Origin of the sequence: Streptomyces sp. cmx-4-9, assembly GCF_046548835.1 — a bacterium.
In the GTDB taxonomy this organism is placed as follows: domain Bacteria; phylum Actinomycetota; class Actinomycetes; order Streptomycetales; family Streptomycetaceae; genus Streptomyces.
Window position 1 is genome coordinate 563712 of record NZ_JAEBEE010000001.1, and the last position, 14511, is coordinate 578222.

14 protein-coding genes are annotated in these 14511 nt (G+C 72.5%); 2 read left to right on the plus strand and 12 right to left on the minus strand.

From position 1 onward, the window contains the following. Positions 1-137: 137 nt before the first annotated feature. From ACLJTM_RS02700 to ACLJTM_RS02710, 3 genes are all read right to left on the minus strand, one after another. Positions 138-3803, minus strand: a complete 3666-nt coding sequence (locus tag ACLJTM_RS02700; RefSeq protein WP_411101693.1) for an AAA family ATPase — start codon at positions 3801-3803, stop codon at positions 138-140. Between the two features lie 139 nt (positions 3804-3942). Then, positions 3943-4158, minus strand: coding sequence for a hypothetical protein (locus ACLJTM_RS02705; protein WP_031144198.1), 216 nt, complete (start codon positions 4156-4158; stop codon positions 3943-3945). Positions 4159-4507: 349 nt separating this feature from the next. Then, positions 4508-4789 (minus strand): acylphosphatase, encoded by a 282-nt coding sequence (locus ACLJTM_RS02710; protein ID WP_411101694.1) that lies wholly within the window; start codon positions 4787-4789, stop codon positions 4508-4510. Between the two features lie 129 nt (positions 4790-4918). On the opposite strand from ACLJTM_RS02710, the gene ACLJTM_RS02715 reads away from it, so the two are divergent. After that, positions 4919-5926, plus strand: a complete 1008-nt coding sequence (locus ACLJTM_RS02715; protein ID WP_411101695.1) for a CAP domain-containing protein — start codon at positions 4919-4921, stop codon at positions 5924-5926. A 71-nt stretch (positions 5927-5997) separates the two neighbouring features. On the opposite strand, the gene ACLJTM_RS02720 is transcribed toward ACLJTM_RS02715, so the two are convergent. Further along, positions 5998-6609, minus strand: a complete 612-nt coding sequence (locus ACLJTM_RS02720) for a flavodoxin family protein (protein WP_411101696.1) — start codon at positions 6607-6609, stop codon at positions 5998-6000. Positions 6610-6726: 117 nt separating this feature from the next. On the opposite strand from ACLJTM_RS02720, the gene ACLJTM_RS02725 reads away from it, so the two are divergent. Further along, positions 6727-7143, plus strand: coding sequence for a winged helix-turn-helix transcriptional regulator (locus ACLJTM_RS02725; RefSeq protein ID WP_411101697.1), 417 nt, complete (start codon positions 6727-6729; stop codon positions 7141-7143). Here the strand turns inward: ACLJTM_RS02725 and mutM are convergent. From mutM to recG, 8 genes are all read right to left on the minus strand, one after another. Beyond that, positions 7116-7985 (minus strand): bifunctional DNA-formamidopyrimidine glycosylase/DNA-(apurinic or apyrimidinic site) lyase, encoded by an 870-nt coding sequence (gene mutM, locus ACLJTM_RS02730; protein ID WP_411101698.1) that lies wholly within the window; start codon positions 7983-7985, stop codon positions 7116-7118. The two genes, ACLJTM_RS02725 and mutM, sit on opposite strands and share 28 nt — an antisense overlap. Before the next feature lie 186 nt (positions 7986-8171). Next, positions 8172-9017: a ribonuclease III gene (rnc, locus tag ACLJTM_RS02735; RefSeq protein ID WP_411101699.1), complete on the minus strand. Its 846-nt coding sequence runs from the start codon at positions 9015-9017 to the stop codon at positions 8172-8174. Positions 9018-9036: 19 nt separating this feature from the next. Next, on the minus strand, positions 9037-9210 hold the full coding sequence (gene rpmF, locus ACLJTM_RS02740; RefSeq protein WP_003965982.1) for a 50S ribosomal protein L32: 174 nt from the start codon (positions 9208-9210) through the stop codon (positions 9037-9039). Positions 9211-9212: 2 nt separating this feature from the next. Continuing rightward, the gene (locus tag ACLJTM_RS02745) at positions 9213-9923 is read right to left on the minus strand and encodes a YceD family protein (protein ID WP_411101700.1); all 711 of its coding nucleotides are present in this window, start codon (positions 9921-9923) and stop codon (positions 9213-9215) included. Between the two features lie 69 nt (positions 9924-9992). Next, on the minus strand, positions 9993-11051 hold the full coding sequence (locus ACLJTM_RS02750; protein ID WP_411101701.1) for a DivIVA domain-containing protein: 1059 nt from the start codon (positions 11049-11051) through the stop codon (positions 9993-9995). Between the two features lie 103 nt (positions 11052-11154). Next, the gene (gene coaD / locus ACLJTM_RS02755) at positions 11155-11634 is read right to left on the minus strand and encodes a pantetheine-phosphate adenylyltransferase (RefSeq protein WP_411102259.1); all 480 of its coding nucleotides are present in this window, start codon (positions 11632-11634) and stop codon (positions 11155-11157) included. Between the two features lie 29 nt (positions 11635-11663). After that, positions 11664-12242 carry a 16S rRNA (guanine(966)-N(2))-methyltransferase RsmD gene (gene rsmD / locus ACLJTM_RS02760; protein ID WP_411101702.1) on the minus strand — a complete coding sequence of 193 codons (579 nt, stop codon included), beginning with the start codon at positions 12240-12242 and terminating at the stop codon, positions 11664-11666. A gap of 44 nt (positions 12243-12286) precedes the next feature. After that, positions 12287-14482 carry an ATP-dependent DNA helicase RecG gene (gene recG / locus ACLJTM_RS02765; RefSeq protein ID WP_411101703.1) on the minus strand — a complete coding sequence of 732 codons (2196 nt, stop codon included), beginning with the start codon at positions 14480-14482 and terminating at the stop codon, positions 12287-12289. Between the last annotated feature and the right edge of the window lie 29 nt (positions 14483-14511).

Consider the following 14511-nt stretch of genomic DNA (forward strand, 5'->3'; position numbering starts at 1 on the left):
GCTGCGGCGACAGAGGAGAGCTTATGGCTTCACTTCTTGAAGTCAATAGGGAGTGAAGGACCTGTTTCTGCCCCATGAACGCAGTACGCGGGGAGATTCGTTGTGTCGATCATTCACACCTTGAACGACGAGTAGCCCTAACGGAGCCGCTGACTGATCACCTTGGACACTCCATCGCCCTGCATGGAGACGCCGTACAGGGCATCGGCGACCTCCATCGTCCGCTTCTGATGGGTGATCACGATCAGCTGGGAGCTCTCCTGGAGCTCCTCCATGATCCGGATGAGCCGCTGCAGGTTGGTGTCGTCCAGCGCGGCCTCCACCTCGTCCATGACGTAGAACGGACTGGGGCGCGCCTTGAAGATGGACACCAGCAGGGCCACCGCGGTCAGCGAGCGCTCGCCGCCGGACAGCAGGGACAGCCGCTTGACCTTCTTGCCGGGCGGGCGGGCCTCGACGTCCACCCCGGTGGCGAGCATGTTGTCGGGATCGGTGAGGACCAGCCGCCCCTCCCCGCCGGGGAACAGCCGCGAGAACACCCCTTCGAACTCCCTGGCCGTGTCCCGGTACGCCTCGGTGAAGACCTGCTCGACGCGTGCGTCGACCTCCTTCACCACCTGGAGGAGGTCCGCGCGGGTCTTGCGCAGGTCCTCCAGCTGCTCGCTGAGGAACCGGTGGCGCTCCTCCAGGGCCGCGAACTCCTCCAGCGCCAGCGGGTTCACCTTGCCGAGCTGCTGGTAGGCGCGTTCGGCTGCCTTGAGGCGCTTCTCCTGCCGGGCGCGGTCGAAGGGGCCGGGCCGGTTGCGCGGATGCTCCGGGTCCTCCGGCAGGGCCTCGCCCTCGGCGGCCGGGGACGGCGGCACCGGCTGGTCGGGGCCGTACTCGGCGACCAGGCCGGCCGCCTCCATGCCGAACTCCTCCAGCGCCCTGGACTCCAGCTGCTCGATCCGCAGCCGCTTCTCGGCCCCCAGCACCTCCCCGCGGTGGACGGAGTCGGTGAGCTTGTCGAGTGCGCCCAGCAGCTCCCGCCCGCGGTTCCTGGCCTCGGCGAGCTCCCGTTCCCACCGCCCCTTGGCGTGCTCGGCCGCGCCCCGCTCCTCGTCGGCCCGGCCCAGCGACACCTCCACGTGCGCGAGCAGCTGCCGCGCGCCGTCGGCCACCGCGCCGGCCACCTCGGCCTCGTGCCGGCGCCGGGCGCGGCGGCGTTCCGCCCGGGTGCGGGCCTCGCGCTCCGCCGCGGCCGCGCGGTCGAGCGCATCGGCCCGGCCGGCCAGTGCCCTGACCCGCTCCTCGTGGGTCCGCAGCTGCAGCCGGGCCTCCATCTCGGTCTGCCGGGCGTTGGCCCCGTCGGCGGCGAGCCGGTCGCGCCGGGAGCTGTCCGGGTCCTGCCCGCCCTCCCCCGCCGGGTCGCTCTCCTCGGCCGTGGCCAGCTGCTCCGCGCACTCCTCCACGTCCATCAGCGCCTGCTCCAGCGCGTCCTGGGCCTTGGCGGCGGCCGTGACGCTGCGCTCGGCCTCGCCCGCGGCGCCCTTGGCCTGGCCCGCGAGCCGCCCCAGCTGCTGCGCGGCCCCCGCCCGGGCCCGCTCACCGGCCCGGCGGCGTTCCCCGAGCTCCTCGACCAGCGCCGCCGCATCCTGCCTGTGGCGCTGCGCGGCTGCCAGGGCCCCGGCCAGCTCCCGGCACTGCCCGTCCAGCCGGGCCAGTTCACCCGCGGCCTCGTCGACGGCGGCCTGGACCTCGATCAGGCTGGGCGCCCCGGCGGAGCCGCCCTGGGCGATCCGTGCTCCGAGCACGTCGCCGAGGGCGGTGACGGCCACCGCGCCGGGGCGCCGGGCGACCAGCTCCTCGGCCTCCTCCAGGGTGGCGACCACGAAGTGGTCGCGCAGCACCCACTCCACGGCCCGCAGCAGTCCGGGGTCCCCCTGCACCAGACCGGCGGCCGGTACGCACCCCTGCACGACGACGCCGACGCCCGCCGCCTCCGCCGCCGCGGCCGGAGCCGCTGGCGCCGGGGCCACCACGGCCGGAGCCGCCGGCGCCGGGGCCCGGTCCGGGTCTCCGGGCTGGCCCGGTACCGGCGCGGTCCCCGGGCCGGCGACCAGGAACGCGGCGCGGCCCGCGTCCGCCTCCCGCAGGTGCCGGATGGCGGCGGCCGCCGCCTCCGGTGAGGCCACGGCCAGCGCGTCCGCCGCCACGCCCAGGGCCGCGGCCACGGCGGCCTCGTACCCCGTGGCGACCGACAGCCGCTCCGCCGCCGGGCCGAGCAGCCCCGCCAGCCGGTCCCGCGCCGCGAGCAGCGCCCCGGTGCCGTCCTTGCGCCGCAGGCCGAGCGCGAGCGCATCGCGCCGGGCCGACACGGCGGCCCGGGAGCGCTCCGCGGCGGTCACCGCGTCCCGGGCCGCGGCCGACGCCTCCTCGGCCCGCGCCAGCGCCGCGCGGGCGTCCTCGTACTCGACCGCCTCCGCCGCGTCGCCGTCGAGCTCACCGACCTCGGCAGCGAGGGCCTCGTACTCCTCCCGGGCCGCCGCCGCCCGGGACTCGGCGTCGTCCCGGGCCGCCACCAGCCGGTCGATCTCGGCCTGCGCGGCGGCCGCCCGGGACCGGGCGGCCGCCAGCCGCCCCGTCAGCCGGGCCAGGGCCTCGCGCCGGTCGGCGACGGCCCGCGCCGCGTCCCGCAGCCGCCGCTCCTCCTCGGCCAGTTCGCGCTCCAGCTCCGCCCGGTGGGCCGAGGTGTCCTCCAGGGCGTACGAGGCGGCTTCCAGGGCAGCCGTCAGCTCCGCCTCCTGCTCGCGGATCCGGGCGGCCTCCTTCTCCAGGTCCTCGGGGTCCCGGCCGCGCCGCTCCTCCTCCACCGGGGCGGAGGCGCTCTTGACCCGCGCGTCCGCCAGGGACGCGGTCCCCCGGACCCGTTCGGCGAGCTGGGAGAGCGCGTACCAGATCTGCTGGGCCGTACCGAGCCGCGGCGCGAGCTCCCGTACGGTCTCCTCCAGCTGAGCCTCGCGCCGCCGGGCCGCCGCGAGCTGTGCCTCCGCGGCCTCCTTGCGCTCCTTGAGGGCCGCCTCGTCCGCGAGTTCCGCAGCGAGGGCGCCGCGCAGTGCCACCAGGTCGTCGGCGAGCAGCCGCAGCCGGGCGTCGCGCAGGTCGGCCTGGATGACGGCGGCGCGGCGGGCCACGGCCGCCTGCCGGCCCAGGGGCTTGAGCTGGCGGCGCAGCTCGTCGCCGAGGTCCTGGACGCGGGCCAGGTTGGCCTGCATCGCGTCCAGCTTGCGCAGCGCCTTCTCCTTGCGCTTGCGGTGCTTGAGCACCCCGGCCGCCTCCTCGATGAAGGCGCGGCGGCCCATCGGGTCGGCATGCAGTACGGAGTCCAGCTGGCCCTGGCCGACGATGACGTGCATCTCGCGGCCGATGCCGGAGTCGGACAGCAGGTCCTGGATGTCGAGCAGGCGGCACGTGTCGCCGTTGATCTGGTACTCGCTGCTGCCGCCGCGGAACATGATCCGGGTGATGGTGACTTCGGCGTAGTCGATCGGCAGGGCGCCGTCGGAGTTGTCGATGGTCAGCGAGACCTCGGCGCGGCCGAGCGGCGGGCGCCCGGTGGTCCCCGCGAAGATGACGTCCTCCATCTTGCCGCCGCGCAGGGATTTGGCGCCCTGTTCGCCCATGACCCAGGACAGGGCGTCCACGACGTTGGACTTGCCGGAGCCGTTCGGGCCCACCACGCAGGTGATGCCGGGCTCGAAGCGGAGCGTGGTGGCGGAAGCAAAGGATTTGAAACCGCGCAGGGTCAGGGACTTGAGGTGCACGCCGCCGGACTCTACCTTTCGCCGCCCGTTTCACCCGGGAAAGCGGCGGGGCGGCGGTGCTGCGGGAAAGAAAGAAGGGACGCCGAAGCGTCCCTTGCAGATCATGCGGGGCTGGATGAGAGCGACGAATGAGCGCGGGTCAGGTGAGCGCAGGCTCCGCCTGGGGTACGTCGATATCGATGCTGTCCAGCAGCGAGTCTCCGTGCTGAGCGGCGGCCGCGTTCAGCGCGTCGTTTTCGGACTGAATCCGTACGAGCTCGGACTCAAGGTCTTGGACGCGCTGCTGAAGCCGTCGCATCTCGGCGAGGAGTCGCGGGTCGGAACCGCCGACGTAACCGAGAAGCGCCTTTGCCATGATGGATGGTCCTCCACACTGAGTGACCGACCGAAGCGGTGTGGGTCGTGAGGGAATCGCACCCGCGGATGTCCGGCAGCAACTGACAGTCACTGCGCTTACTACTGCCAACACTGCCAAACAGCTCAGGTGCGCGGGGCTTCCAGCGTCTCACCAAAAAGTTTGACGGTCAACACGATCACGCCCCGTATCGGCGGGCGACCCGGCCCTCGCAGGGGGCGTGGAGATCATCCTCGCTTCCGAGCCTTCCACGGATCGCCCGCCGTGGCAACGCGTCGACGGAGAATGCGCAGTTCCGACCGGGTGCGGACGGCTCCACAGTGTGATCAGTGCATGATCAGTCGAACGCTCACCTGATCGCGAAGCCGTCGTAGCCACCGCGCGGTGTGCCCCAGATCTCTGTCACTCCGTCCACCCGCCCGGGCGTGTCGGCGGAGCGCAGCCAGTCGAGGAGCCGGTGGCAATTCTCACGTTGACCTTCGGCCACCACCTGTACCCGCCCGTCGTCCAAGTTGAGGGCGAAACCGATGACACCGCCGATCTCCAGGGCGTTCGCCCTGGTGAACCAGCGGAAGCCCACTCCTTGTACACGGCCGCGCACCCAGGCGGTCAGACGGACCTCTTCGCTCATGCGTGAACGCTAACCGGGCGGGGACTTTCGGGTCACATCGCCCCCGGGTGCCATGCCGTACAGTCGCGCACCGATGAACTCACCCATTTGGGTGAGTAAGGGATGATCTTGCAAGGAGGGCCGCCAGCGATGGGACGCCACCGACTCCCCGCCACACCGCACCGCGACGGCAGGCGCCGTACCGCCGTGCGCACCGGCCTGCTGGGTGCCTCGGTGGCCGTGGCCCTCGGCGCGGCGGCCGTGACCACCGGCATGGTGCCGGTCGGCGGCTCCTTCCCCTACGTCGGCGTCAGCGGTTCGGACGGCGACGCGGACCCGGAGGCCAAGGCCAGGCCTTCCGCGAGCCCCCAGCGGCAGGGCGGCCTGCCCAACCTGTCCGGTCGCCTCCCCGACGGGCAGTCCCTCACCCCGTCCGGCAGCCGGTCGCCCTCGTCCCCGGCGCCGGTCGCCCCGCCCGCCTCCCCGAGCCCGTCGGCCTCCCCCAGCCCGTCGGCCTCTCCCAGGCCGTCGGCCTCTCCCAGGCCGTCGGCCTCTCCCAGCCCGTCCGCCAAGGCGCCCGAGCCGGCACCGACGCCCACGGCGCCCGCCGCACCGGCCAACCCCCCGGCGGCTGCGCCGGCCCCTTCGAGCAAGGCGCCGGATCCGGCTCCGGAGAAGACCGGGGCCCCGGCTCCGAAGCCGCCGGCCCCCACCCCCTCCGCGCCGGTCAGGCCCTCCACCGCGCCCGCCGCCCCGGCGCCGTCGACGCCCTCGGACGGGCATGCGGTGGCGGAGGCCGCCGTGGTCGCCCTGGTCAACCAGGAGCGCGCACGGGCCGGATGCGGTCCGGTGCGGGCGAACCCGCCGCTGGCCGCGCTGGCCGGCGCCTTCAGCAAGGACATGGCCGTACGGGGCTTCTTCGACCACACCGACCCGGACGGGAAGACGCCGTGGGACCGCGCGGACGCCGCCGGCCTGTCGGGCCTCGGCGGCGAGAACATCGCCCGCGGCCATGGTGACGCCGAAGCCGTGATGAAGGCCTGGATGAACAGCCCGGGCCATCAGGCGAACATCCTCAACTGCGAGTTCCGCACCCTGGGCGTCGGCCTGTACGCCGCCGACGGCGGCCCGTGGTGGACGCAGGACTTCGGCTTCTAGTGCTGTGACCCGGTGAACCGGTCCGGTCGCCGCACCGGCGCCGTGACCGGTCGCGGCGCCGGCAGCCGGGGTCAGGCCGCGAGCGCGGCCAGTGCGGCCCGGCCCGCGAGGACGACGCGGGTCTGCTCGGTGACGCGGCGCCCGAGGTGCTCGGCGGTCGCGATGTCGGCCTTGTGCACGGCGTCGGCGCCCTCGTCCGAGTTGGACTGCGCGGCCGCGCCGGAGAAGAAGCCCAGGCGGTTGAGGTCGTTCTCGGACGCGGTGCTGGCGTTCCAGCCCGGCTTCAGGCCCAGGTTGACCCAGCTCATGCCGTGCTGCGCGGCGAGGATCTGGAAGAACTGCAGGGTGTGCAGCTTGTCGCCGCTCTTGGAGGCCGAGTTGGTGAAGCCCGCGGCCACCTTGTCCAGCCAGGCGTCGGCGAACCAGCGCTTCGAGCTGGCCTCGGCGAAGACGTGGAAGGCGCCCGAAGCGGTGCCCATGTAGGTCGGGGAGCCGAAGACGATCGCGTCGGACGCGTCGAGCAGTTCCCACTGGGCGTCGTCGATCTCGTCGACCTTGACCAGGTGCACGGTGGCGCCGGCGTCGGCGGCCCCGGCCCGGACGGCCTCGGCGATGACGGCGGTGTGGCCGTACCCGGAGTGGTAGGCGATCGAGACGACGGGGGCGTGCGGGGCTGCGGACATGGCTGTTCTCCCTCGGGGACGGTGCTGCGGTGCCGCGGTGCGACGAGAGAAAGAGAAGCACTAACTTTTTGAAAGCGCAACCCCGCAGTTAGCGCTGCGGGGGAGTACGCTTGTCACATGGAGACCACCCCGCCCCGCACCGGAGCCCCCGAAGCCGCCGAGGCGGAACTGCCGTTCGACGTGTTCGCCCGCGCCTGCCCCTCCCGGGAGACGCTGGAGCACGTCACGGGCCGCTGGGGCAGTCTGACCGTGGGCGCGCTGCGCGAGGGCCCGTGCCGCTTCAACGAGCTGCGGCGCCGGGTGGAGGGGGTCAGCGAGAAGATGCTCTCGCAGACTCTGCACGCGCTGGAACGCGACGGCATCGTGCACCGTGAGGCGCAGCCGACGAACCCGCCCCGGGTGGACTACGAGCTGACCCCGCTGGGGGCCGAGGTCGCGGACCGGCTGCTCTCCCTCATCCACTGCCTGGAGGGGAGCATGCCGCAGGTGCTCGGTTCCCGCCGGGCCTACGATGCGGCGCGCGGCGGCCGCTGACAGCGCGGGCAGTAGTAGCTCGACCGGTTCATCCACGGCCGGCGCCGCATCGGCGTACCGCAGCGGCGGCACGGCTCGTCCTCCCGGCCGTAGGCATCGAGCGAACGGTCGAAGTAGCCCGACTCCCCGTTCACGTTGACGTACAGGCTGTCGAAGCTGGTCCCGCCGACGGCCAGGGCCGCGTTCATGACGTCCCGGACGTGGCCGAGGAGTTCCGTGCTCCGGGGGCGCGTCAGGGTGGCGGTGGGGCGCTCGTAGTGCAGTCTCGCGCGCCACAGGGCCTCGTCGGCATAGATGTTGCCGACTCCGCTGATGAGGGACTGGTCCAGCAGGGCCCGCTTGACCGTGGTCCGGCGGGTGCGCAGCGCGAGGTGGTAGGCGCCCTCGTCGAACAGCGGGTCCAGCGGGTCCCGCGCGATGTGCGCGATGACGTCGGGAAGCCCCTCCGCACTGTCGGCGGCCACCTCGTGGAGCGAGAGCCCGCCGAAGGTGCGCTGGTCGACGAAGCGCAGCTCGGTGCCGGCGCCGTCGTCGAAGCGGACCCGGATCCTCAGGTGCTTCTCGTCGGGGGCGTCCTGCGGCTGCACCAGCAGTTGCCCGCTCATCCCCAGGTGTCCGAGCACGGACAACCCGCCGCCCTCCAGGGGCAGCCACAGGTACTTGCCCCGCCGCCGCGGTACGCCGATCGTCTGTCCGCCGAGGCGCGCGGCGAAGTCCGCTCCGCCCGCCGGGTGCCGCCGCACGGCCCGCGGGTGCAGTACCTCGACCTCCGCCACGGTCCGCCCGGCCACCCAGCGCTCCAGCCCCCGCCGGACGACTTCCACCTCGGGCAGTTCGGGCACGGTGTTCCTCCGGACGGACGGACGCGGGACGGACGGACGCGGGACGGACGGACGCGGGACGGACGACGGGCGGGCTGGGGCCCGGCGGGCCGGCAGCCCGGGCTGTCGCGAGCGTACCCGAGCCCGGAAACGGGTCCGCCCGCCCCTGTCGTGACAGGGGCGGGCGGAGGGGTCCCGAAGGAAGGGTCAGGCTTCCGGCGCCGGATCGACGGGCGTCGGCGCCCCGCCGTCCTCCGCCCCGGCCGGAGCCGGGACCTCTGCCGGAGCGGCGGCGGCAGCGGCGGCTGCCGCGATCCGCTCGTCCGCCGCGGCGCGGATCCCGCGCCAGGCGGACTCCGCAGCCTGCTGTTCCGCTTCCTTCTTGCTGCGGCCGGTGCCGGTGCCGTACGAGACACCACCGACGCGAGCGGCAGCGGTGAAGGTCTTCTCGTGGTCCGGACCGGTCTCGGTGACCAGGTATTCCGGTACGCCGAGACCTTCGGCCGCCGTGAGCTCCTGGAGGCTGGTTTTCCAGTCCAGGCCGGCCCCGAGGTTCGAGGACTTCTCGATGAGCGGGTCAAAGAGCCGGTGGACCAGCTCCGAGGCCGCGTCGAGGCCCTGGTCGAGGTAGACCGCGCCGATCACCGCTTCAAGGGTGTCGGCGAGGATGGAGGCCTTGTCCCGGCCACCCGTGCCCTCTTCACCCCGGCCGAGCCGGATGAAGGAGCCGAGTTCGAGGCCGCGCCCGACCTCCGCCAGTGCGCGTGAGTTGACCACCGCGGCCCGCAGTTTGGCCAGCTGGCCTTCGGGCAGGTCCGGGTGGGTCGTGTACAGCGTGTCCGTGACCACCAGTCCCAGCACGGAGTCCCCGAGGAACTCCAGCCGTTCGTTGGTGGGCAGACCGCCGTTCTCATACGCGTACGAGCGGTGGGTCAGTGCACGCACCAGAAGGGCGGTCTCGAGTCGATACCCGAGCCGCCCTTCCAGAAGCGTGTGGGACGAGGCCGCATTGTTACTGTCTGCCTGCTTCTCAGCGTTGGACAGCTCAGACATTGCGCCTCTCACCAGCCGCTCAGACCTCGAGGACCTGGCGCTTGTTGTAGGTGCCGCAGCTCGGGCACGCAATGTGCTGGAGCTTCGGCTCCTGGCAACGCTCACACGAAACCAGGGTGGGGACCGCAGCCTTCCACTGCGACCGGCGGTGGCGCGTGTTGCTGCGCGACATCTTCCGCTTCGGAACAGCCACGGCTACTTCTCCTGCTTCTCGGCGGCGCTCTGAACTCCGTCAGACGCAGTGCCGCTCATGTTGTCCTTCTCGTCGTCCTGATCGGTCACGACGAGTCCCTGCAGTGCCGCCCAACGGATGTCGACGGCGTCATGGTGGTGCTCCGGGTCGTCGTTCAGGCTGAGCCCGCAATCGGGGCACAGTCCGAGACAGTCCTCCCGGCACACCGGCTGCATCGGCAGTGCGAGCACCACCGCGTCACGCAGCACGGGTTCGAGGTCGAACAAGCCGTCCTCGAGGAAGAGCGTGTCCTCGTCGTCCTCGGCGTCGTCGGCCGGTTCCGCCTTGGAGCGGCTCCGGTCGTCGGCGTCAGGGTACGAGAACATCTCCTGGAAGTCCGCCTTGAGCTCGCGCTCCACGGACTCCAGACACCTTACGCACTCCCCGGTCGCGGATGCACGGACGGTGCCTGTGACAAGCACCCCTTCCATGACCGACTCCAGGCGGAGGCTGAGCTTCAGCGGGGCGCCTTCCGGTACCCCGATGACGCCGACGAGACCGAGGTCCGCCGGTGCCGCGATCTCACGGGACAGCCGCTGCATGGCACCAGGACGCCGACCCAGTTCGTGCGTGTCGAACACGAAGGGGTTGTGGTGGTCGAGGCGGGTATTCAGGGCCGTTCCTGCTTTCACAGATCGCTGAAGATCAAAGTTTCCGCCACATGTGGGCAGCATGGATCGCGGTGCATACGCGCGACCGAACAGCCAGGATACCCGCCGCTTCGCCCTGAGCCCAATCCGGCCCTAGCGCCCCTGTTCGTACTGGCGCAGCTGGTCCAGATTGATCATGCTCGTGTCGAACAGGCTGGTCTCGTCGAGCCCCTGCTGCTGCTCCTGCGGCGCCTGCTGCTGGTAGCCGTCGTACGGGTCCTGCTGCCGGTAGCCCGCGTACGGGTCCGGCTGCTGCTGGTAGCCGGCGTACGGGTCCTGGTGGCCCGGGTAGGCGTAGCCGTCCTGCCCGCCCCCGTACTGCGCCGCGTAGGGCTGCGGGGCGGCTGCGGCGTAGTCCTCGTACGCGGGCCCGGACTGCGCCGGGACCGGGGCGGGCGCCGGTGCGGCCGGGACGGGGTCCGCCAGCCCGGCCAGGAAGTCCGCGTCGCTGGCCGACCGCGAGGACTGCCCCGCCGCGTCCTGGGCCGCCATGTGCACGCCGAGGTCGTCGGAGGGGACCCGGCCCAGCAGCTTCTGCCGGCCGCGGCCGACGGCTTCCAGGGTCTTGGAGAGCACGGCCTCGAAGGTGGCCAGCTTGGTGTCCACGTACGCGTCGGCCTGCTCGCGCTGGACCTGCGGGTCGCGGCTGCGCTCGGGGGCGTCCGGGTCGCCCCCGTCGCCGTACTGCTGGTAGCCGTCCCCGACGGGGCCGCGGCCGAGGAGCTTGTCCCGGCCCCGGTCCACCGAGCCGATGGTCTTGGTCAGCACGACCTCGAAGTTCGCCAGCTTGCTGTCGACGTAGTCGTCGGCCTCGGCCCGGATCTCCTCGGCCTCCCTGCGGGCGTCCGCGAGGATCCGGTCCGCCTCGGCCTGCGAGCGGCGCGCGACCTCCGTGTCGGAGATCAGCGAGCCCCGCTGGTCGTGGGCGGACTCGATGATCCGGTCCGCCTCCCGGCGGGCCTCCTCGACGAGCTGCTCCCGGCCGCCGATGAGCTCCTGGGCCTGTGCGAGCGAGCCCGGGAGCGCCTGGCGGACCTCTTCGAGCCGGGCGAGCAGCTCGGCGCGGTTGACCACGCAGGAGGCCGACATGGGCATGGACCGGGCGCCGGCGACGGCCGCGACGATCTCGTCGAGCTTCTTCTGCACGTCCATGGGGGCTCGCACTCTCTCGGCCTCGGGCGGTTCCCGAGACGGACGGGACGACTGTAGGGCCACCGGCCGGGTCGCCGACACCGGCTGACGACCCGTCAGGAGGTCAGCGGGCGGGCAGCCGCTCCAGCAGCGCCGCATGCACGTGCGCGGGCAGCAGGTGGGCGACGTCGCCGCCCCACGCGGCCACTTCCTTGACCAGGGAGGAGGACAGGAAGCTGTAGGTGGGGTTGGTCGGCACGAACAGCGTCTCGACGCCCGAGAGCCCGATGTTCATCTGGGCCATCTGGAGTTCGTAGTCGAAGTCGCTGACGGCGCGCAGGCCCTTGACGATGGCGGGGATGTCCCGCTGCTTGCAGAAGTCGACGAGGAGTCCGTGGAAGGACTCGACCTCGATGTTCCCGTAGTCGGCGGTCGCCTCGCGGATCAGCTCGATCCGCTCCTCGACGGTGAACAGCCCCTGCTTGGACTGGTTGATCATCACGGCGACGTGGACCACGTCGTAGAGCCGGGAGGCCCGGCCGATGATGTCGAGGTGTCCGTTGGTGATGGGGTCGAACGACCCCGGACAGACGGCGCGGCGCAACTGAAGTCCCTCGCTCTCCGGTGCGGTCATCATGAGTCTTCGCTGGTGAAGGCGGCGCGACCGTACCAAAGGGTGCCCTCGCCGTACTTCCGCGACCGGAGCGGGTCGAAGCCTTGCGGCCACGGGAACGCGCCGCTCCTGGTGCTGCGCTCCACGGTGACGAGCGCATCGCCGGTGAGCCAGCCATTGGACCGGAGTGTGAGGAGGATCTCCCCAAGATCGTCGTGGCTGACGGCGTACGGCGGGTCCAGGAAGACCACGTCGTACGGTTCCCCGCCCGGCCGGGCCGCCACGATCTGCTCCGCCCTGCCGGGCCGGAACTCGGCGCCGGGCAGGCCCAGCGCCTTGATGTTCTCGCGGACGGCCTGCGCGGCCCGGGGGTCGCTCTCGACCAGCAGGGCGTGGCCGGCCCCGCGGGAGAGGGCTTCGAGTCCGACGGCGCCCGAGCCCGCGTACAGGTCGAGCACCCGGGCTCCGTCGAGGCCGTGCAGCGACTCCCACGTGGAGAACAGCCCTTCGCGCATCCGGTCCGAGGTCGGCCGGGTGCCGGTGCCGGGGGGCACGGCCAGCCGTCGCCCGCCGGCGCTGCCGGCGATCACGCGGGTCATCTGGAAGGTCCTTCGGTCTGCGGGGACAACGGGTCCCCCCATTGTCAGCCCTTCTCCAGGTACTGCTCCCGCTCGGTGTCCAGCAGGGCGTCCAGGGCGGTGCGCAGGCCCGGCAGGCCGGCCAGCTCGGGATCCGCGGCCACGGTACGGGTGGCCTCCTCCCGGGCCTCGGCGATGACCTCCTCGTCCTCGATGACGGCGAGCATCCGCAGCGAGGAGCGCACCCCGGACTGGGCCTGGCCGAGGACGTCGCCCTCCCGGCGCTGCTCCAGGTCGATCCGGGACAGCTCGAACCCGTCCAGGGTGGCGGCGACCGCGGCCAGCCGGGCGCGGGCGGGGCTCGCCTCGTGCATCTCGCTGACCAGCAGGCACAGGCCGGGCGCGGACCCGCGGCCGACGCGGCCGCGCAGCTGGTGCAGCTGGGAGACGCCGAACCGGTCCGCGTCCATGACCACCATCACGGTGGAGTTCGGCACGTTCACCCCGACCTCGATGACGGTGGTGGCCACCAGCACCTTGGTCTCGCCGGCGGCGAAGCGGCGCATGACGGCGTCTTTGTCGGCCGGGTCCATCCGGCCGTGCAGCACCTCGACCGGCACCCCGGCGAGCGGGCCGCGGGACAGCTGCTCGGCCGTCTCCAGGACGGCCAGCGGCGGGCGCCGGTCCCCGTCCTCCTCGGCGGCCTTCTTCTTCTTGGGCTCGTCCTCGCCGTCGCCGATGCGCGGGCAGACCACGTACGCCTGGTGGCCGTTCCCGACCTCCTCGCGGACCCGCTCCCAGGCCCGGGCCAGGAAGTGCGGTTTGTCCTTGGCGGGCACCACGTGGGTGGCGATCGGGGAACGGCCGGCGGGCAGCTGGTCCAGGACCGAGGTCTCCAGGTCGCCGAAGACGGTCATCGCCACCGTGCGCGGGATCGGGGTCGCCGTCATCACCAGGAGGTGCGGCGGCTGTTTGCCCTTGGAGCGCAGGGCGTCGCGCTGCTCCACGCCGAAGCGGTGCTGTTCGTCGACGACGACCAGGCCGAGGTCGTGGAACTGGACCTTGTCCTCGATCAGGGCGTGCGTGCCGATCACGATCCCGGCCTCGCCGGTGACCAGGTCGAGGAGGGCCTGGCGGCGTGCGGGCATGCCCATCGAGCCGGTCAGCAGGACCACCTTGGTGCCTTGGTCGGACCCGCCGAGCAGGCCGGCCTCGGCCAGCTCGCCCATCATCTCGGTGATGGACCGGTGGTGCTGCTGGGCGAGCACCTCGGTGGGGGCGAGCATCGCGGCCTGCCCTCCGCTGTCCACGACCGCGAGCATCGCCCGCAGCGCGACCATGGTCTTGCCGCTGCCGACCTCGCCCTGGAGGAGGCGGTGCATGGGATGGCTGGTGGCGAGGTCGTCGAAGATCTCCTTGGAGACCTTCAGCTGGCCCTCGGTGAGGGTGAAGGGCAGCTTGGCGTCGAAGGAGTCGAGCAGTCCGCCGGGGGCGGGGCGCCGGGGGACGGCCGGGAGCTGGGAGTCGGCGTGCCGGCGGCGGGCCAGGGCGACCTGGAGGACGAAGGCCTCGTCCCACTTCAGGCGCTGGCGGGCGTCCTCGACGTCCGTCTTGGCGGACGGACGGTGGATCTTGAGCAGGGCCTCGGTGAGGGGCACCAGGGAGCGGCCCTCGCGCAGTGCGGCGGGCAGCGGGTCCACGACGTCCTGGACGCGGGGCAGCACGGCGTCCACGCACTTGGTGATCTTCCAGGACTCCAGCTTGGCGCAGGCCGGGTAGATCGGGATCAGCTGGTTGGCGAAGGCTGCGGCCGCGTCCTGGTCGCTCGCGTCGGTGCCCAGCGGCTCGTAGGCGGGGTGGGAGAGCTGGAGCTTGCGGTTGAACATGCCCACCTTGCCCGCGAACATCGCGCGGGTGCCGGGCAGCAGGTCCTTGTGCGGCTTGTGGACGCCCGCGCCGAAGAAGACGAGCTGGAGGCGGCCGCTGCCGTCGGTGATGGTGACCTCCAGCCGTTTGCCCCGGCCGCCGTTGAAGGTCAGGATCCGTGCGTCGGCCACCTGGGCGACGACCGTCACGTGCTCGTCGAGCTGGTCCGCCAGCTCGGCCAGCGGGGTCAGCTCACCGCGCTCCGCGTACCGCCGCGGGTAGTGGTGGACGAGGTCCAGGGCCGTGTGCAGGCCGAGCTGGTCGGCCAGCACCTTGGCGGTGGCGGGGCCGAGGATCTTCTTGAGGTCTTCGTCGAGCGCGGGCACGGCCTCCATTGCACACCATGGCGGTGACAGGCCCGCGT

Excerpts from the sequence above, each read along its gene's own strand:
- ACLJTM_RS02705 (WP_031144198.1), bottom strand. The coding sequence starts at position 4,158 with ATGGCAAAGGCGCTTCTCGGTTACGTCGGCGGTTCCGACCCGCGACTC.
- rnc (WP_411101699.1), bottom strand. The coding sequence starts at position 9,017 with ATGTCTGAGCTGTCCAACGCTGAGAAGCAGGCAGACAGTAACAATGCG.
- ACLJTM_RS02715 (WP_411101695.1), top strand. The coding sequence starts at position 4,919 with ATGGGACGCCACCGACTCCCCGCCACACCGCACCGCGACGGCAGGCGC.
- ACLJTM_RS02720 (WP_411101696.1), bottom strand. The coding sequence starts at position 6,609 with ATGTCCGCAGCCCCGCACGCCCCCGTCGTCTCGATCGCCTACCACTCC.
- ACLJTM_RS02710 (WP_411101694.1), bottom strand. The coding sequence starts at position 4,789 with ATGAGCGAAGAGGTCCGTCTGACCGCCTGGGTGCGCGGCCGTGTACAA.
- recG (WP_411101703.1), bottom strand. The coding sequence starts at position 14,482 with ATGGAGGCCGTGCCCGCGCTCGACGAAGACCTCAAGAAGATCCTCGGC.
- rsmD (WP_411101702.1), bottom strand. The coding sequence starts at position 12,242 with ATGACCCGCGTGATCGCCGGCAGCGCCGGCGGGCGACGGCTGGCCGTG.
- ACLJTM_RS02750 (WP_411101701.1), bottom strand. The coding sequence starts at position 11,051 with ATGGACGTGCAGAAGAAGCTCGACGAGATCGTCGCGGCCGTCGCCGGC.
- ACLJTM_RS02745 (WP_411101700.1), bottom strand. The coding sequence starts at position 9,923 with ATGCTGCCCACATGTGGCGGAAACTTTGATCTTCAGCGATCTGTGAAA.
- ACLJTM_RS02725 (WP_411101697.1), top strand. The coding sequence starts at position 6,727 with ATGGAGACCACCCCGCCCCGCACCGGAGCCCCCGAAGCCGCCGAGGCG.